The 17,404-nt window shown below is 66.4% G+C and carries 19 protein-coding genes; 12 read left to right on the plus strand and 7 right to left on the minus strand.

Features of this window, described 5'->3' with window-relative positions; all coding sequences use genetic code 11:
- Together HMPREF3014_RS03230 and qscR are read right to left on the minus strand one after the other, a co-directional pair.
- On the minus strand, nt 1-119 hold a 119-nt coding region (locus HMPREF3014_RS03230; RefSeq protein ID WP_185832820.1), incomplete at its 3' end, for a PhzA/PhzB family protein.
- Between the two features lie 481 nt (nt 120-600).
- The gene (gene qscR, locus HMPREF3014_RS03235; protein WP_003118960.1) at nt 601-1,314 is read right to left on the minus strand and encodes a quorum-sensing transcriptional repressor QscR; all 714 of its coding nucleotides are present in this window, start codon (nt 1,312-1,314) and stop codon (nt 601-603) included.
- Nucleotides 1,315-2,075: 761 nt separating this feature from the next.
- Here qscR and HMPREF3014_RS03240 point away from each other — a divergent pair.
- The 8 genes from HMPREF3014_RS03240 (at nt 2,076) to HMPREF3014_RS03275 (ending at nt 10,238) form a co-directional block, all read left to right on the plus strand.
- A complete protein-coding gene (locus tag HMPREF3014_RS03240; protein WP_003102692.1) occupies nt 2,076-2,843 on the plus strand; it encodes a sterol desaturase family protein in 768 nt (255 codons plus the stop codon).
- A 5-nt stretch (nt 2,844-2,848) separates the two neighbouring features.
- Complete coding sequence (locus HMPREF3014_RS03245) at nt 2,849-4,018, plus strand: hypothetical protein (RefSeq protein WP_003088150.1); 1,170 nt, start codon at nt 2,849-2,851, stop codon at nt 4,016-4,018.
- Between the two features lie 18 nt (nt 4,019-4,036).
- Nucleotides 4,037-5,311, plus strand: a complete 1,275-nt coding sequence (locus HMPREF3014_RS03250) for a fatty acid desaturase (RefSeq protein WP_003102695.1) — start codon at nt 4,037-4,039, stop codon at nt 5,309-5,311.
- 16 nt (nt 5,312-5,327) lie between these two features.
- Nucleotides 5,328-5,951, plus strand: a complete 624-nt coding sequence (locus HMPREF3014_RS03255; protein ID WP_003102697.1) for a 2OG-Fe(II) oxygenase — start codon at nt 5,328-5,330, stop codon at nt 5,949-5,951.
- A gap of 25 nt (nt 5,952-5,976) precedes the next feature.
- On the plus strand, nt 5,977-8,406 hold the full coding sequence (locus HMPREF3014_RS03260) for a penicillin acylase family protein (protein WP_023087566.1): 2,430 nt from the start codon (nt 5,977-5,979) through the stop codon (nt 8,404-8,406).
- Nucleotides 8,403-9,140, plus strand: coding sequence for a hypothetical protein (locus HMPREF3014_RS03265; RefSeq protein WP_004349323.1), 738 nt, complete (start codon nt 8,403-8,405; stop codon nt 9,138-9,140). Before HMPREF3014_RS03260 ends, HMPREF3014_RS03265 begins: the two co-directional genes overlap by 4 nt.
- The gene (locus HMPREF3014_RS03270; RefSeq protein WP_003088144.1) at nt 9,137-9,526 is read left to right on the plus strand and encodes a hypothetical protein; all 390 of its coding nucleotides are present in this window, start codon (nt 9,137-9,139) and stop codon (nt 9,524-9,526) included. Before HMPREF3014_RS03265 ends, HMPREF3014_RS03270 begins: the two co-directional genes overlap by 4 nt.
- Before the next feature lie 88 nt (nt 9,527-9,614).
- Nucleotides 9,615-10,238, plus strand: coding sequence for a glutathione S-transferase family protein (locus tag HMPREF3014_RS03275; RefSeq protein WP_003088140.1), 624 nt, complete (start codon nt 9,615-9,617; stop codon nt 10,236-10,238).
- Nucleotides 10,239-10,251: 13 nt separating this feature from the next.
- On the opposite strand, the gene HMPREF3014_RS35295 is transcribed toward HMPREF3014_RS03275, so the two are convergent.
- Nucleotides 10,252-10,638: a hypothetical protein gene (locus tag HMPREF3014_RS35295; RefSeq protein ID WP_003115740.1), complete on the minus strand. Its 387-nt coding sequence runs from the start codon at nt 10,636-10,638 to the stop codon at nt 10,252-10,254.
- Nucleotides 10,639-10,803: 165 nt separating this feature from the next.
- Between HMPREF3014_RS35295 and HMPREF3014_RS35300 the strand changes: the two genes are divergently transcribed.
- Nucleotides 10,804-11,091 (plus strand): hypothetical protein, encoded by a 288-nt coding sequence (locus HMPREF3014_RS35300; protein WP_003088136.1) that lies wholly within the window; start codon nt 10,804-10,806, stop codon nt 11,089-11,091.
- 296 nt (nt 11,092-11,387) lie between these two features.
- Nucleotides 11,388-12,263 carry a 4-hydroxy-tetrahydrodipicolinate synthase gene (gene dapA / locus HMPREF3014_RS03290; protein ID WP_003117661.1) on the plus strand — a complete coding sequence of 292 codons (876 nt, stop codon included), beginning with the start codon at nt 11,388-11,390 and terminating at the stop codon, nt 12,261-12,263.
- 12 nt (nt 12,264-12,275) lie between these two features.
- Here dapA and HMPREF3014_RS03295 read toward each other — a convergent pair whose 3' ends face one another.
- Both HMPREF3014_RS03295 and HMPREF3014_RS03300 read right to left on the minus strand, forming a co-directional pair.
- The gene (locus HMPREF3014_RS03295) at nt 12,276-14,639 is read right to left on the minus strand and encodes a DNA polymerase II (RefSeq protein WP_003122806.1); all 2,364 of its coding nucleotides are present in this window, start codon (nt 14,637-14,639) and stop codon (nt 12,276-12,278) included.
- Nucleotides 14,640-14,707: 68 nt separating this feature from the next.
- Nucleotides 14,708-15,241 carry a GNAT family N-acetyltransferase gene (locus HMPREF3014_RS03300; protein ID WP_003102722.1) on the minus strand — a complete coding sequence of 178 codons (534 nt, stop codon included), beginning with the start codon at nt 15,239-15,241 and terminating at the stop codon, nt 14,708-14,710.
- A gap of 85 nt (nt 15,242-15,326) precedes the next feature.
- Between HMPREF3014_RS03300 and HMPREF3014_RS03305 the strand changes: the two genes are divergently transcribed.
- Nucleotides 15,327-15,878, plus strand: coding sequence for a helix-turn-helix domain-containing protein (locus tag HMPREF3014_RS03305; protein ID WP_016253541.1), 552 nt, complete (start codon nt 15,327-15,329; stop codon nt 15,876-15,878).
- Here the strand turns inward: HMPREF3014_RS03305 and ndhC are convergent.
- Together ndhC and HMPREF3014_RS03315 are read right to left on the minus strand one after the other, a co-directional pair.
- Nucleotides 15,875-16,273, minus strand: a complete 399-nt coding sequence (ndhC, locus tag HMPREF3014_RS03310) for an NADH-quinone oxidoreductase subunit A (RefSeq protein WP_003088123.1) — start codon at nt 16,271-16,273, stop codon at nt 15,875-15,877. The genes HMPREF3014_RS03305 and ndhC overlap by 4 nt on opposite strands.
- Nucleotides 16,274-16,285: 12 nt before the next feature.
- A complete protein-coding gene (locus HMPREF3014_RS03315; protein WP_003102734.1) occupies nt 16,286-16,609 on the minus strand; it encodes a DMT family transporter in 324 nt (107 codons plus the stop codon).
- Between the two features lie 330 nt (nt 16,610-16,939).
- On the opposite strand from HMPREF3014_RS03315, the gene HMPREF3014_RS03320 reads away from it, so the two are divergent.
- Nucleotides 16,940-17,401 (plus strand): (2Fe-2S)-binding protein, encoded by a 462-nt coding sequence (locus HMPREF3014_RS03320; RefSeq protein ID WP_003102736.1) that lies wholly within the window; start codon nt 16,940-16,942, stop codon nt 17,399-17,401.
- Nucleotides 17,402-17,404 lie beyond the last annotated feature (3 nt).

Consider the following 17,404-nt stretch of genomic DNA (forward strand, 5'->3'; position numbering starts at 1 on the left):
CTGTGCCGCTGTAACCGTTCGGCCCCCTTCATGCGCATGTAGTGCTCGACCGTGGCACGGTTGCGCCGACGCAATTCCAGGTTGTCGGTAAACCCTTTCAACCGTTGGTACTCTCGCATGGTGCGAATCTCCGCCAGTTCGAATCGACTGGCATCCATACCGGAAAGAAGACATCGGGATGACAGGCCGGAGAAATTGCCGTGAAGCTTTTTCCGGGCAAAAGTTGCTCGCTTCGGAGCGTCTCCAAAGTTTCAACTAATGCCGAATTGCCATGACCGAATGTTTCGCCTGAGATCCAGTTGTAACCAGATTTGACAGGGGACAAACTTATAAACGCTTTTTTGCAATAGCCATAACCCCTTAAAAATTACAGGTGTGGGGCATCGATTCCGTTCTATTCTTTGGCCGGTTTGCCAAGCGCCCGGAAAGTTGCACTAGCGTGCCGGACAACAGGAGGACGGGCGCAATGGCGAAGGGGGCAGCGGGGAAACGCTGCCGGTGGGAAGGCTGCGCTCAGGCGACCGGCGCAAACGCTATCCGGCCATTCGGTGAATGGCCGGACGCTTGCGCGGCGGCCTCGCTAGGCGACGAGGCGTCGATTCAGTTGAGCAGGCCGATGGCGTAAGCCTTCATGGTGGCCTCCGCCTTGTTGCTGGAGTTGAGCTTGCGCATCGCATTGACGATATGGAACTTCACCGTGCGCTGGTCGATCGACAGGATCAGGCCGATCTCGCCGTAGGTCTTGCCCACCGCGGTCCACTTGAGCATCTCGGTTTCCCTGGCGGTCAGGCGCACATTGCTTTCCGGGACGATGCGCGGCGCCAGCAGGTCGCCGAAGGTAGCCTGCAGCATGCTGGTGATCCAGAGCAGGAAGGATTCCTTCTCCAGGATTTCCGTGGCGGCGATGCTCTCGCTGGAACGCACCAGGGACAGCATGCTGATCAGCCCGTACTTGCCGCGGACCGGGATCGACCAGCCGTGACGGATGCCGTGATGCAGCGCTTCCTCCCAGAAGAAACGGTTCTCCTGGAAGTCTTCGCCATTCCAGATCAGCGGGGTGTATTCCAGGAGACCATGGCGCACGATCGGGTCGATGGATGTGTAGTCTTCGGAGATATATCTGCTTTTCCATTCCCCTGGGTAATTGGACAGGAAATGATATTTAGGCGCGGTCAGCGGGAAAGGCGCCCGCGCACCGAATGAAAAGAATTCGAATCCATAATTACCGCATATCTCGAGAACCAGGGAGAAGAACTCTTCCTCGGTTGTTATTCTTGACAAAATCTCGAGATATCCCTCTCTCTCATCATGCATGCCAGCTTCACCAGTCAACAATCGATCCCGGCAGGATTCGGTTCTTCAGCGTTTTTATTCTTTTTTGTTTCCGTCTTATCCACTCATGACAATTCCCTTTATCAAGCCGGACCTGGAAGTACATATCGCCACCGGCCCTGTGCGGGTGTTCCGGACGAGGTCGAGCCCATTCGCCGCCCGCCGGGCGACGACGAAACGAGGCTGAAGAGAACTTCTCGATGAGCACGGACACGAGGCGCCGCGCAGGAACTGCGCTGGGCTGGAGGGGACTGCGCCCCGGATCTTTGCGGAAACCGTAGAACGGCTCTCCGATGGGCCTCACGGCGGTCTTTCTCATTGTTCTTCTCGCACGCTCCATCGTCGTCGGGAGAGCCTCCCGACAACAAACCTTGGCCCATGGCGGGCCTCGTCGACGAGGCTCCCCGGGGACCAGAAATGGCAACTACATACTTCCCCCCCTATCTCTCCGCAGATACCTGCCCGGAAGGGCAGGTTGTCCCTGCCGGGCTGTGACAATTTAATTCGACCAGGCATTTCATTGTCCGTGCCGATTTTCACGAAGCGCATTCTGAGGCAATTAAAAAGAGCGCTCCATTCGACCATGGACAAGCTATCCACGCCTGACCGAGATCGCCTTCCGAATATAGCGAAGCGATAACCGCAGCCTGCCGAGAAGTGCTTCAGACAATAAACAGGACGCTGGCCTTTCGTATCGATGAAAGTTCCGCATGGCGTCCGCCCCTAAGGAAGAGGAGATAAATATGATTTATTACTTGATCGGAGTGGCGCTATTCATCTTCATGCTGGAACAGTTGGTTCCCGGCTGGAAATTGCCCAAGGTGAGCACCTGGGTGGCCCGGGTGATCTTCCTCAACATCGTCCAGGTGTCGATCGCCCTGCTCGCCGGCATCACCTGGAACAAATGGATGATGGGGCACAGCCTGCTGCACACCTCGGATGCCCTGCCACCACTGCTGGCCGGCTTCGCCGCCTACTTCGTCAACACCTTCGTCACCTACTGGTGGCATCGCGCGCGCCACGCCAACGACACGCTCTGGCGGCTGTTCCACCAGTTGCACCACGCGCCGCAACGCATCGAGGTATTCACCTCCTTCTACAAGCATCCGACCGAGATGGTCTTCAACTCGCTGCTGGGCAGCTTCGTCGCCTACGTGGTGATGGGCATCAGCATCGAGGCTGGCGCCTACTACATCATGTTCGCCGCGCTCGGCGAGATGTTCTACCACTCGAACCTGCGCACCCCGCACGTCCTCGGCTACCTGTTCCAGCGCCCGGAGATGCACCGTATCCACCACCAGCGCGACCGCCACGAGTGCAACTACAGCGACTTCCCGATCTGGGACATGTTGTTCGGCACCTACGAGAACCCCCGCCGCATCGACGAGCCGCAGGGCTTCGCCGGCGACAAGGAGCAGCAGTTCGTCGACATGCTGCTGTTCCGCGACGTGCACAGCCTCCCCGGAAAAACCCAGCCCGCTCCCGTCCTGGTCAAGCCCGACGTCAGGTGAACGCCATGATTCCAGACATCGATTCCCGTCTCAGCCGGAACATATTGAAATCCATCTCGTATGGCCTCCCCCTCGCCGAAGTGGTCCCCGACCATACCTATGCGCAACTGGAAACGCGCCTCGGCGAACTGAAACGCAGGTATCTGGAGCTGCGCATCTCCCACGGCGCGCGCGAGCTGCCGTTCAGCAACTACCTGTTCTACCTGATCCTCCAGTCGCGCCACCAGGAATTCGACTTCAAGCTGCGCCAGGGCAACTCGGTGGTCACCAACATCCACCGCTTCAAGAGCAAGGGACGCATCCCGTCCCTGACCACCCTGCTCCTGGCCGATGCGGTCAACGCCAAGAGCGAGCTGGAACTCAAGCATCCGGACATCCCGCAGCTCGACCGCCACGCCCGCGACATCGAGCGCTGGCTGGCCGCCGGCAACGTCATGCCGCCCAGCGAGCGGGCCCTGCGCGGCCTGGTGGAGGCGCTGGAGCGCGCCGCTGGCGAAGGCCGTCCGTTGCACCTGGTGAGCGCGGTATGCCCGGACTACTCGCACTCCAGCGATGCCGAGGGCAAGCCGCGCTACACCTTCGAGCGAGTCGGCGACCAGCCCGGCCTGGCCGGCGCCAAGCTGGTCAGCGCCGGCCAGGCGGTGGCGGAGCTGGCCAGGGCGCGCCAGGTGGAAATCCGCCACGCGATCCTCGGCGGCGAGTTCGAATACCTGTCGTTCAACCGCAACCCCGCCACCGGCGAGACCCGCGAGGGTTTCCTCGGCAAGGTCGAGCGCCAGCTCGAGCGGATCGCCGGGGCCCTGCCCTGCCCGGCCGCGACCTGCTCGTTCTTCGAGATGTGCGGCGGCGAGGACGGCTGGCACCGGGCCCACGGCGAGATCGTCCAGCGCCTGGAACAGGGCGACTACGGCCAGACCGGGCTGGACTACCCGGCCCTGGAATCGATCTTCCTGTCGCGCCTGCCGCTCTACGAGAAATGGTTCGCCAGCCAGTCGCGCGAGCAGATCTGGGCCAGCTTCGTCTCCCAGGCCGCCGAGTACGCATTGATGGGAAAACTCTTCGGCGAGCGCTTCGACAACTTCGTCGTGCTGGCCGTCGATCACTACCGGATGGAGCCGTTCTACTCGTTCTTCGCGACCGTCCCGACGCTCTACATCCGAACCGACTACCTGTAACCAGGGAGCGCCTGCGCCATGCAAGATGAACTGTTCAAGACCCGATACTCCAAGTACGGATACGGCATCGACGTGCGCCGTACCTACAAGGACCTGCCCTGCCAGCCGTTCTGGACCTGGGTCACCGGCAAGTCGCTGAACGACCGCCCGCCGCGGCGACCGAAAGACACCCTGCTCAAGCCCTGGCAGCTCTACCTGCACATCAGTTGGGGCTACGCGGTGTTCTTCCTCGCGGTGATCTACGGCCAGCAACTGCTCGCCTCGCAGCAGCCGCTGTGGCTGAAGTGCCTGCTGGGCGCGCTGATCATGTGCCTGGTGGTCAACCGCCAGCGTGGCTTCCTCCATACCTTCCACTACACCACCCATGGCGCCAGCCTGGAGAACAAGGCGCTGGCCCGCTTCACCTGCAAGTGGATCCTGTCGATCCCGATCCTGCACACCCCGCGCGACGAGTACGTGAAGCTGCACGTGAACGAACACCACAGCGTGCGCACCTTCAATACCGAGCACGACGTCGACCTGGTCTTCATGAAACAGCACGGCTTCTACAAGGGCATGTCCGAGAGCGCCTTCTGGACCCGCCTGGTGCTCGCGCCCTTCCATCCGGCGCGGATCCTCGAGCACCTGAAGTTCCGTTTCGACGTCAGCTTCGTCTCCGCCCCGCGCCACGAGCGCGTCAGCCGGGCGCTCTACTGGGCTGCGCTGCTCGGCCTGGTGTACGCCAGCGGCTACCTGGAGGCGTTCGCGCTGTTCTACCTGTTCCCGATCTTCATCCTCACCCAGTACTCGTCGTGGATCCAGCACGTCTCCGAGCACCTCTGGTTCGCCCGCAACGAGCACGGCCTGCCGCGCTTCCTGCACTACGGCTCGCTGAGCTGGGGACGCTTCCTCGGCCGCCCCTACCCGGCCGACAAGCAGGGCCTGGCCTTCGCCCTGGCGTTCGTTCGCTGGAGCCTGGGCGTGCTGCTGATCGACATCCCGCTGCGGGTGTTCTCCTTCATGCAGGACCTGCCCAGCCACGACTTCCACCATCGCAAGCCGGGAGTGAACTTCTGGCGCATCGCGCCGGAGCGCGCGGCCAACGAGGCGCGCCCCTCGAAGTTCGGCCCGATGACCGAGACCTGGGGCATGTGGGAGAACTTCCTGATCCTGCGCGACCACCTCTGCCGCGGCCAGTCGGACCCGTTCGGAATCGTCGACTGGTACCGCGAGAACCATGCCCGGCTCGCTCCGGAGACCGATGCCGCCAACCAGCCCCACACCAACCAACCCGCATCCCAGGCTACCGCCTGATCACACAGGAAACCCCATGAATACTCAGATTGCCCAGATCACCCAGAGCCTGGCAGCCAACGGCTGCGCCTATATCACCCCCAGCGACGCGCTCTACGACGAGCAGGACTGGGAACTGATGAACCAGGTCCTGGCCAACTCGACCCTGCCGTGGGAGAAGATCCTGATCGGCGACGCCGACGAGGAGAACGACCTCTACGTGGCCCGTTTCATGACCGACCGCGACCGTCCCACGGTGGTCAACCATGCGCTGTCGGAGCTGATCATCCCGCGCGTCTGCAACGACAACGTGATGAGCCTGTTCCGCAAGCTGATGGGCGACGACGCCTTCTACGTCCGGCGCATGCAGGTGAACCGGATGAAGGCCGGCTCGTTCATCGGCCGGCACCTGGATACCGACAGCAACCCGGACTACCAGTACTCCATCGTCCTGCAGCTCGGCACCTACTTCTCCGGCGGCCAGTTCGTGGTCTACGACCGCGACGGCAACCTGCGCAACGACATCAAGCCGGAGCCGCGCTCGGTGATCATCAGCGACTGCAGCTATCCCCACGAGGTCCAGCAGGTGACCGCCGGCGAGCGCGTCTCGCTGGTGTTCTTCGTCAGTCGCCATGCGGACCGGAACCGGCGGGTCTATTGACCCGTCGGCGTGGAGACTCGAAGCGATGTCGAAGAACGCACGTTACGCCTGGCGCCTGTCCCTCGGCGGCCTGCTGCTGGGGCTACTGGCCTGCGCGGTCTACCTGCTGGCCGTCCCGCTGGGCTTCAAGTACGGCGAGATCCAGGTCGGCCATGGCCTGGAACACGAGGGGCGGATCGCCTGGGACGCCGCCGGCGTCCCGCATATCCGCGCGCAGAACCTGGAGGACGGCTATTTCCTGCTCGGCTACAGCCACGCCAGGGATCGCCTGTGGCAGATGGAGTTCGCCCGCCGCTATGCCGGCGGGACGCTCTCCGAAGTGTTCGGCGCCAAGACCCTGCCGATGGACAGGTTCGCCCGCACCCTGGGCTTCCGACGCACCGCCGAGGGCATCTACGCCAACCTGGACGCGCCCACGCGCGTCCTGCTGCAACGCTACAGCGACGGGATCAACGCCTATCTGGGGCTGGCCCCGGCGGCGCTGCCGCTGGAATTCAGCCTGGTGCGCCACGAACGGCCGGGGCCTTGGGGGCCGGTGGACAGCCTGTCCCTGCACCTGCTCTATTCCTGGACCCTGAGCGCCAACCTGGGCATGCAGTTGCAGCGCCTGGCGCTGGCCGAGCACCTGGACCTGGCGCGGATCAACGAGGTGTTCGCCCCCTATCCGGGCGAGCGGCCGCCGGCCACCCGCGACTACGCCAGCCTGTACCGCTCCCTGCGCGGCACGCCGGACGCCGGCAAGCTGCTGGGGCAACTGCCCGGTTCCAACGTCGAGGGCATCGGTTCGAACAACTGGGTGGTCTCCGCCAGCCGCAGCGCCACCGGCAAGCCGCTGCTGGCCAACGATCCGCACCTGCGCCTGACCAACCCGGCGGCCTTCTACCTGGCCAGCCTGAAGATCCCCGGCCTGAGCCTCACCGGCGCCAACTTCGCCGGCGCCCCGCTGTTCGTCATCGGCCATAACCAGCGCATCGCCTGGGGCTACACCAATACCGGCTCGCACATCCAGGACGCCTACCTGGAGCGCGTCGATCCCCAGGACCCGCGGCGCTACCTGACCCCGGACGGCTACCGGCCCTTCGAGACGCGCCTGGAACGCATCGCCGTGCGCGACGGCGAGCCGGTCTCGCTGGAGGTCCGCAGCACCCGCCACGGCCCGGTGATCAGCGACATCTACGAACCGGCGCGGCTGCCGCAGGCGCAGCGCGACCGGCTGGTGATCGCCCTCGCCTGGACCGGCCTCGACCATCACGACAAGACCTTCCCGAGCCTGCTGGCGATCAACCGGGCCGAAGGCTGGGAGCAGTTCCTCGACGCCGCCGCCGACTTCGGCGTACCGCCGCAGAACATGGTCTATGCCGACGTCGAGGGCAACATCGGCTACGTCTCCGCCGGTCGCGTACCGCTCCGCGGCGCCGACGACGACCTCCATGGCCTGGCCCCCTCGCCCGGCTGGGAGAGCCGCTACGACTGGGTCGGCTACGTTCCGGAAAGCGCCAAGCCACGCAGCCTCAACCCGCGCGAAGGGTTCATCGCCACGGCGAACCAGCGCATCGTGCCGCCCGACAATGCCTTCGACTTCGGCCACGACTGGGTCCTGCCCTACCGCTACGACCGCATCCGCGAGTGGCTCGGCGGCCCCGGCCAGCGCACCCTGGAAGACAGCCTGGAGTTGCAGAACGACGAGTTCTCCAGCGTGATGGCGAGCCTGTTGCCGAAGATGCTGGAGCAGGTCAGCGACCCCGAACTGCGCGCCAGCGAGGCCTTCGCCCTGCTCCAGGGCTGGAACCACCAGGCCGCCGCCGACCTGGCCGCGCCACTGATCGCCGGCTACTGGGTACGCGCCTTCACCCGCGAGCTGCTGCAACCGAGGATCGGCACGCAGTTGCTGGCCAGCGGCTGGAACCAGCGCAACTACGACGGATTCCTCCGGCTGATCCTCGACGGCCAGGCCGACCTGCGCTTCTGGTGCGGCCAGGAACAAGGCTGCGACCTCAAGCTGAACCAGTCGCTGCGCCGCGCCCTCGACGAACTGCGAGCCGCCCACGGAAGCGCGCCGAGCGGCTGGAAGTGGGGCGAGGCGCACGCCGCCCTCGCCGAGCACGTGCCCTTCCACAAGACCCCGTTGCGCGCGCTGTTCGACCTGAAGAACAACAAGGGCGGCGACAACTTCAGCGTCAACGTCGGGCGCTTCGACTACAGCGACCCGGCCAACCCGTTCAACACACGGATCGCCGCGACCCTGCGGATGGTCATCGACCTGGCGGACTTCGACAACTCGCGCTACGCGCTGTCCACCCGCAATTCCGGCCTGCCGTTCGACGGCGCCACCGATCTCAACGAACTCTGGGCCCGCGGCGCGTACATCCGTATCGCCGACGACGCCCCCGACGCGACGGACCGCCAGTTGGTCCTGCGCCCTTCAGCCTCTTCCTCCGGCGAGCCACGACCATGACCAGCGATCCGCAGAAAAACGCCTTCGACCTCGACTACTCCAGCCGCGAACGGCAGTTCCCCGAGGGCTTCAAGCGCAAGATAGTCGCCGACCTGCAAGAGGGAATGCCGCAGTTCGACGTGCTGCAATACTTCGGCAACCAGCCGGATATCTTCGAGACCTACGACCACCTGGTACTGGCGACCGATCCGGAGGGCGAACGGATCATCGGCATCCTGGGCGCGAAGGACTTCGTCCGCGGCGCGACGCGTTTCCTCTACCTGTGGACGGCGATGGTGGTCGACCGCTACCACCGCACCAGCCTGTTCAAGCGGATCAACCAGTTCTTCCTGCGCCAAGTCAGCGAGCGCAACGGCGGGCTGCCGCCACTGATCGTGGCGAAGACCTACAACCCTGTGGTCTACAACATGTTCCGCGCCCTCAGCGCGCGGATCCCGGGAGCGACGCTGTACCCGGACCTGGAAGCGCCGCGCCAGAGCCCGGACATGGTCGACCTGGCCCTCGACGTGGTCGGCACGCTGTCCGCCAACCTGCGCCTGGATGCGGAAACCGGCCTGATACCCGGCGGGCAACGCAGCGTCGCCCCGGATTTCTTCCCGCGCATGGCGATGTCCAGCCACGCCAGGACCAACGACCACTTCGTCGCCCACGTCGGCAGCAGCGACCAGATCCTCTGCATGGTCCGCCTCGCGCCCGGTGCCGAACCCTACGTGCAGCAGAGGATCATCCGGTGAGCGGACTCGCGCAGCGCTCCGACGACCCGTGGCTGGCGGCGCTGCCGGCCGCGGTGCTCTACGGCGCCTGGGCGGCCTATGCCAACCAGGACGGCGGCCTGGCCGGGATGGGCGTCGCCGCCCTGCTCCAGGGCGCCGCGAGTCTCCTGGCGACGCGCTTCGGCCTGTACCTGTTGCAATGTCTCGGCCGCCGCCACGGCCTTGCGCAACGCCAGGCGCCCCTGCTGGTGGTGCTCCTGCTGACCGCGCCGATGGCCGCGCTGCACTGGCTCTCGGGCACGCCGCATCCATTGGCGAGCGTGGCGCCATCGTTCGTCATCGGCTGGCTCTACTTCGCCCTCTGGGCGCGCCGCCGCCCGGGTCGCCGGCAAGCCAGCGGCGCCTAGCCGGCGCCCCCGCTCGAGCCGTTCCCCGTCGGCGGGATCGGCCCGTATACTCGGAGCCTTCCTATCCGCCCAAGGACGCGCCATCGCCATGCTGGAGATTCTCGGAAAGGCCTCTTCGATCAACGTGCGCAAGGTGCTCTGGACCTGCGCCGAACTGGACCTGCCCTACCGCCGCGAAGACTGGGGCAGCGGCTTCCGCGACACCCACGCGGCGGAGTTCCTCGCCCTCAACCCGAACGCCATGGTGCCGGTGCTGCGCGACGGCGAACTGGTGCTCTGGGAATCCAACAGCATCATCCGCTACCTGGCCAACCGCTATGCCGGCGAACGCCTCTATCCGCAGCAGGCGGCGCCGCGCGCGCGGGTCGACCAGTGGCTGGACTGGCAGGCCTCCGACCTCAACCGCTCGTGGAGCTATGCCTTCATGAGCCTGGTCCGGCAGTCGCCGGCGCACCGCGACGCGGCCCAGGTGGAGGCCTCGTTGCGCGGCTGGACGGGCTTCATGGAAATCCTCGAGGGACAACTGCTACGCACCGGCGCCTATGTCGCCGGCGAGACCTTCAGCCTGGCCGACATCGCCATCGGCCTGTCGGTCAACCGCTGGTACGAGACGCCGTTCGAGCATCCGTCGCTGCCAGCGGTGCGCGCCTATTACGAGCGCCTCGGCGCCCGTCCCGGCTTCCTCGCCCACGGCCGCAACGGCGTACCCTGAGCGAGGCGCGCGATCACTGGCCGAGTGCCTTGTTCAGGCGCTGCGCCAGGGCGGTAGTGTTGGCGCCGGCGGTATCCAGCAGCAGGTAGTCGTAGTCGGACTTGGCCACCGGGGCGATGCGATATTGCAGGACGCCCTCGACCACCTGCTGGCCGGCCGGCACGCTGAGGGTGCCGACACAGGACAGCACGCCGCTGTCGGGATCCTTCTCGAGGATCGCCACGTCGCGCAGCGCGCTGTCCTTGAACTCCGGCGAGCGCTCGGTGATCGCGCCCTGGAGGAAGATCCGCATCAGTTGGTCCTTCACGTCCGGCGAGGCACAGGCCTCGGCCTCCTTCTTCGCGCAGGCGCTCAACAGCAGCGCGGCGCCCAATACAGCGAGCACGGGTAGCTTCATCATCCCCTCGGGGGTCGGTTGGTGATGCGCAGTTGGACTGCGCCGCCGGCGAATGATTCCCAGGCCCCGCGCGGCGCCTGCCGCAGCCAGCACTGGCCAGCCGGCGCGTCTGCCAGTAGTCTGTCCGCCGCGCTGGCGACGCCGGCCCCACGCCAACTGGAGCAAGACATGTACCGAGACACCGTGACCCTCACCGTCAGCGCCGAGCAACGCGGCCGCGAAAGCGAGGCCGTGGACAACCCGAACGTCGCCATCGGCCTGGAAAGCGTCGAGCCGGGCGTGCTCAAGCTGCACTTCGAAGGCCAGCTGGACGCCCCGGAGAACGCTACCCACATCTGCTTCAGCCTGACCATCGGCCTCACCTACTACGGCCCGATCCTCGACGGCGCGGCCAGCGAGAACGGCGGCTGGATGACCTTCGAAAGCGACATGCTCGACCCGGCGCAACTGGCCTGAACCCGCGACGCGGTTGACAGCGCGCCGCGCAGCCCGTAGAAATTGCCCGTCCCCCTTTTTCCGGTATTCCACGGCATGTCCCTGTCCTTCGACTTCGAGCGTTTTCCGCTTGGCCCCGGCGCCAAGGCTCGGGGCCGTGCCGTTGCCGCGAAAAAATCGAAGAAACAGTCGCTCATTTGACCGGGGCGTGCTGTCCCGTCAGGTGAGCTGACAGGACACGCAGGCGCTCCCGCCTCCCGCCGAACCCCTTCCGCCCTCCTGACGCCGACAAGACGGTCAGCCACCAGGAGAGAGTCATGTCATCGTTCCAAGGTATCTGGGTCCCGCTGGTCACGCCGTTCCGCCATGGCGAGATCGACTTCGCCGCGCTGCCGCGCCTGCTCGACCACCTGCTGAATGCCGGTGTCGCCGGGGTCGTGGTCTGCGGTACCACCGGCGAAGCCGCGGCGCTCGAACACGGCGAACAGCTGCAATTGCTCGACGCCGTGCTCGAACGGGTGGCGCCGGAGCGCGTGGCGATGGGGCTGGCCGGCAACAACCAGGCGCAACTGCTGGCCTTCCAGCGCGAAGTGCTAGAGCGTCCGCTCGCCGGCCTGCTGGTGCCGGCGCCCTACTACATCCGCCCCTCCCAGGAGGCGCTGGTGCGCTTCTTCCATGGGGTCGCCGACGCGTCCAGCGTGCCGCTGATCGTCTACGACATTCCCTATCGCACCGGTGTGCGCATGGAACTGGAAACCCTGCGACGGATCGTCGGCCACCCGCGCATCGCCGCGATCAAGGACTGCGGCGGCAGCCTGGAAAACACCCTGGCATTGCTGGCAGACGGCCAGGTGGCGGTGCTCGCCGGCGAAGACCTGCAAATGTTCAACGCCTTCTGCCTGGGCGCCAGCGGTGCCATCGCCGCCTCCGCGCACCTGCACCCACAGCGCTTCGTCGCGCTTCACCGGCAGGTCGTCGAGGGCCGGCTGGAAGCGGCCCGGGCCAACTTCTTCGCGCTGTTGCCGTTGATCCGTGCGGCCTTCGCCGAACCCAACCCGGCGCCGGTCAAGGCCGGCCTGGCGCGCCAGGGACTGATCGGCGACGAGCTGCGCGCGCCCCTGCTGGGCTGCGGCGCGGCACTGGCGGAACGGCTCGGGAGCTTGCTCGCGGAGATCCCGGCGCGGCTCGCCTAGGCGTCGGCAGCCTCAGAACAGCGCCATCTGCCGGTCGACCAGGGTGGCGAAATCGTCGCCGACGAACGGCAGGATGGCGTCGGCCACCGGCTGCAACTGCTTGCCCACGTAGTGCTCGTAGTCGATGGCCGAACGCCGCGCCTCGAGCGGCTCGGGACCGGCGACGCTGATCACGTAGCTGATCCAGCCGCCGCTCTGGTACTGCCGCGGGCGCCCGCGCTCGAGGTTGTAGTCGTCGGCGATGCGCGCCGCGCGCACATGCGGCGGCACGTTGCGCTGGTAATCGTCGAGGCGCCGGCGCAGGCGCTTGCGATAGACCAGCAGGTCGTCCAGCTCGCCGGCCAGGGTCCGTCTTACGTAATCGCGCACGTAGTCCTGGTAGGGCTGGCGGTTGAAGATGCGCAGGTAGAGTTCCTGCTGGAAGCGCTGGGCCAGCGGCGACCAGTCGGTGCGCACGGTCTCCAGGCCCTTGAAGACCATCTCCTCGCCACCGTCGGCGCGGCGCACCAGGCCGGCGTAGCGTTTCTTGCTGCCCTCCTCGGCGCCGCGCACGGTGGGCATGAGAAAACGCCGGTAATGGGTCTCGAATTGCAGCTCGAGGGCGCTGTCGAGGCCGAATTCTTCTTTCAGGTGCTCGCGCCACCAGTCGTTGACCCGCGCCACCAGCGCCCGGCCGATGGCCGCGGCCTCCTCCTCGGCGCGGGGGCTGCCGAGCCAGACGAAGGTGGAGTCGGTATCGCCATAGATCACCGTATAGCCCTCGGCCTCGATCAGCTCGCGGGTACGGCGCATGATCCGATGCCCGCGCAGGGTGATGGACGAGGCCAGGCGCGGGTCGAAGAAGCGGCAGCCGCTGGAACCCAGCACCCCGTAGAAGGCGTTCATGATGATCTTCAACGCCTGCGAGAGCGGCTGGTTGCGTTCGCGCTTGGCCGCCTCGCGGCCCTCCCAGACCCGTGCGACGATGGCCGGCAGGCAATGCCGGGTACGCGAGAAGCGGGCGCCGCGAAAACCTTCCACCGAGTGCTCGTCGTCCGGCTGGCGCAGGCCTTCCACCAGGCCGACCGGGTCGATCAGGAAGGTACGGATGATCGACGGATACAGGCTCTTGTAGTCGAGCACCAGCACCGATTCGTAGAGGCCCGGCCGCGAGTCCATGACGAAGCCGCCGGGACTGGCTTCCGGGCGCTTCTCGCCGAGGTTCGGGGCGACGAAGCCGGCGCGGTGCATCAACGGCATGTACAGGTGGGTGAAGGCCGCCACCGAGCCGCCGCTGCGGTCCGCCGGCAGGCCGGTGACGGTGGCCCGTTCGAGGAGGAAGTCGAGCAGTTCGGTACGGGCGAAGATCCGCGTCACCAATTCGCAGTCCTTCAGGTTGTAGTGCGCGAGGGCCGGCTTGTCCTCGGCGAACATGCGATCGATCTCGTCCATCCGCTGGTACGGATTGTCGATCGCCTTGCCTTCGCCGAGCAGGGTCCGGGCGACGTTCTCCAGGCTGAACGAGGGGAAGCTCCAGGTCGCCGAGCGCAGCGCCTCGATGCCATCGATGATCAGGCGGCCGGCCGCCGCGGCGAAAAAGTGGTTGTTGCGGCTGCCGTGCTCGCGCCAGCCCATTTCGTCGCCGCCACGCCCCAGGCGCAGCGGCACCTTCAGGCGCTGGGCATGCTCATGCAGGACACGCAGGTCGAACTGCACCAGGTTCCAGCCGATGATGGCATCGGGATCGTGCTCGGCCAGCCACTGGTTGAGACGTTCCAGCAGCCCGGCACGGCTGTCGCAATAGTCGAGGCGGAAATCCACGGCCGCGGCATCGCCGTTGGCCGGGCCGAGCATGTATACCTGGCGCTGGCCGCAGCCTTCCAGGGCGATGGAGTAGAGATCGCCGCGGGCGTTGGTCTCGATGTCCAGCGACACCAGGCGCAGGCGCGGGCGATAGTCCGGAGCCGGCTTCAGGCGCCGGGCGAGCAGGCTGCCGTCAGCCTCGACACTCGCCTCCAGGCTGACCGGCGCGGTGATGAAGCGCTCCATCAGGTAGCGCTCCGGCGGCCGGATATCGGCCTCAAACACCTCGACGCCGGCCTGGCGCAAGCGTTTCTCCAGATTCATCAGTTGGCGATGCTGCTGGCAGTACAGGCCGAGCACCGGCCGCTGCTGGAAGTCGCGCAGCGCCAGCGGCCGCAGCTCGGCGCCAGTCTCCCCGGCGAGCAGGGACTCGACGCGCCCGCGCTGCTCGGCGAGGACGAACGCCACCGACGGCTGCGGCGGCAGCCGCACCTGCCGCGGGCCCTGCTCGGTCGCCAGCCAGAACGCGACTTCCGTGCCGGCCGGCGTATCGCGCCAGTGCCGGGTCAGGACGAACCCTTGCAGTAACTCCACCATCGACCCCGAATCTCTCGCATCCGCCGATTCTACCCGGCCTGCCTTGGGAACGCTGGCATCTTCGGTCAGCCGGCAGCAGCCAGGCGCTTGTAGAAATAGGTGGTGGGACAGGGCGTGCCGTCCGGCATCAGGGCGTAGTCCGGAATTTCCCCGACCCGTGTCCAGCCGGTCTTCAGGTACAGCCGTTCGGCGGCGCTGCCGCTGACCGTGTCCAGCACCAGCAGGGACTTGCCGCAGGCCCGGGCGAGCCGGTCCAGCTCGCCCATCAGCGCCTCGCCGATGCCGCGCCGACGCGCACGCCGGTGCACCAGCATCTTCGCCACGTCGGCGCGGTGCGGCTGGTTCGGCGGTTGGTCGAGGAGCAGTTGCACGGTACCGACGATCCGCCCCTCCGCTTCCGCCACCAACAGCAGGCGTTCATCGCCCGCCACGCTCTCGCCGACGCCGCGCCAGAAAGCCAGCGCCCGCTCCCGCGGCAACGGCCACATGAAGCTGACCGAAGCCCCGCCTTCCACGCAGTCCAGCAGTACCTCGGCCAGTTCGTCCAGGCGCGCCAGGATCTCCTCGCCAGCCAGGCGGCGAATCGTCGGTTCGGTCATCGCGGGCAAGCTCCAATGCAAGGTCGAATTTCCAATATATTGGACAGTGACTATCATGGACGAGAAAAATCCGCCAGGGCCACTCATGGATATCGACGAACTGATTGCCCGACGCCTAGCCGCCCTGCGCAAGGAGCGCGAGCTGACCCTCGCCCAACTGGCCGAACGCTGCGCGGTGAGCAAGGCGATGATCTCGCGCATCGAGCACAACCAAAGCAGCCCCACCGCCAGCGTCCTCGGCCGTCTCGCCGGCGGCCTGGGGGTCGCCCTCTCCGAGCTGCTCGGCGACGCGCAGGCGCCGGCCGAACCGCTCTGCCGGCGCGCGCAGCAGGAAGTGTGGGAAGACCCGGCCAGCGGCTACCGCCGCCGCCAGGTCGGCGCTCGCGATCCGCGCAGCGGCTGCGAGATGGTGGAAGTGGAGATCCCGGCGAACGCCCGCCTCGACTATCCCCGCTGGGGCGGCCGGCCCTACCGGCAGCGCCTGTGGCTGGTCGAGGGTGCGCTGCGGGTGGATTACGGCGAGCAGTCGTTCCACCTGCAACGCGGCGACCGCCTGGACTTCGGCGTCGACCGCGCGGTGACCTTCGCCACCGCCGGGCAAGCCTGCCGCTACCTGCTGGTGATCCTCCACGACTAGTCGTGCGGCTTTTTCCGCCGGCGCTCCGGCGACCAGTCGAGGGCGCCGACCCGGTGCAGGTAGAACAGTCCGACCAGCAGCAGGGAGACGAACAGCGTCGCCTCGACGAAACCCGCCCAGCCATTCTCCCGTAGCGACACCGCCCAGAGGTAGAGGAACGGCATCTCGATGCCGAAGATCACGAACAGCATGGCGACCAACGCGTACTTGACCGAGAAGCGCAAGCGCGACGAGCCGGTGGAATCCACCCCCGACTCGAACGGCAGGTTCTTCGCCCGGCCATGCGATCGGCCGCCCAGCACCCGGCCCAACCCCAGCATGAGCAGGCAAAGGGCGAGCGCGCCGAAGAGGTAGGCGAGCAAGGCCCAGGTCGCGGGAGCGAAGGATGCGTACATGATGGTCGCCCCTCAGCCCTGACGGGTCGCCAGCTTGAGAATGACGATGCCGGCCACGATCAGCCCCACCGCCAGCAGCCGCAACGGGCTCGGGCTTTCGCCGAAGAGCAGGATGCCCAGGGCGAAGGCGCCGACCGCACCGATGCCGACCCAGATGGTGTAGGCCGTGCCGAGGGGCAGGGTTTTCATGGAAACGGCCAGCAGGCCGAAGCTGAGGATCATGAACAGCAGGGTGACCAGGCTTGGCCACAGGCGGGTGAAGCCGGCCGACTCCTTCATGGCCGTGGCCCAGACGATTTCGAAGACACCGGCGAGCAAGAGATAGATCCACGCCATTTTCAGCCTCTCTGCAGGGTCGTCCCCGCGCAATGAAAGAGGGAAAACGGGTCGTCCCGCTTCCGGCTGAAAGTGCGTGCCGCCCGGGCGGGCGTCAGTCACCGACGGCAGCGATCCTAGCGCGTTGCCGATGCCGGGTGAACGCCTGCGCCGACGGAGTTGTTTCGCCGCGTTTCCGCGCCGCGCCCGCCGGGACGCTCGGCAGGATTGATCTAGACTTTCGCAGGATCGTGCAAGGCGTCCGTTTCGTCCTTCGCGCACACTTCGCCCGATGCATCCCTGCCTGATAAGAGATAACGCCCTGCCCGGGCCTTTCCGTGGAGAATCAGCATGCCCACCTCGCTCGTCCTGAACGGCAAGAACGTCACCCTCGACGTCGATCCCAACATGCCCCTGCTCTGGGCCATCCGGGAAAGCGCCGGCCTGCACGGCACCAAGTTCGGCTGCGGCATGGCCCAGTGCGGCGCCTGCACCGTGCAGCTGGACGGCACCGCGGTACGTTCCTGCGTGCTGCCGGTCTCCGCGGTCGCCGGCAAGCGCGTCACCACCATCGAGGGTATCCAGAGCAAGCCCGGCAAGGCCGTGCAGGACGCCTGGGTCAAGCTCCAGGTACCGCAGTGCGGCTACTGCCAGTCCGGCCAGATCATGTCCGCCACCGCGCTGCTGGAGCAGAACGCCAGCCCCAGCGACGCCGACATCGATGCCGCGATGAACGGCAACATCTGCCGCTGCGCCGCCTATGTGCGGATCCGCGCCGCCATCCACGAAGCCGCCGACACCCTGAAGGCCTGACGC

Source organism: Pseudomonas sp. HMSC065H01 (genome assembly GCF_001815235.1).
Taxonomy (GTDB): Bacteria; Pseudomonadota; Gammaproteobacteria; order Pseudomonadales; family Pseudomonadaceae; genus Pseudomonas; species Pseudomonas aeruginosa.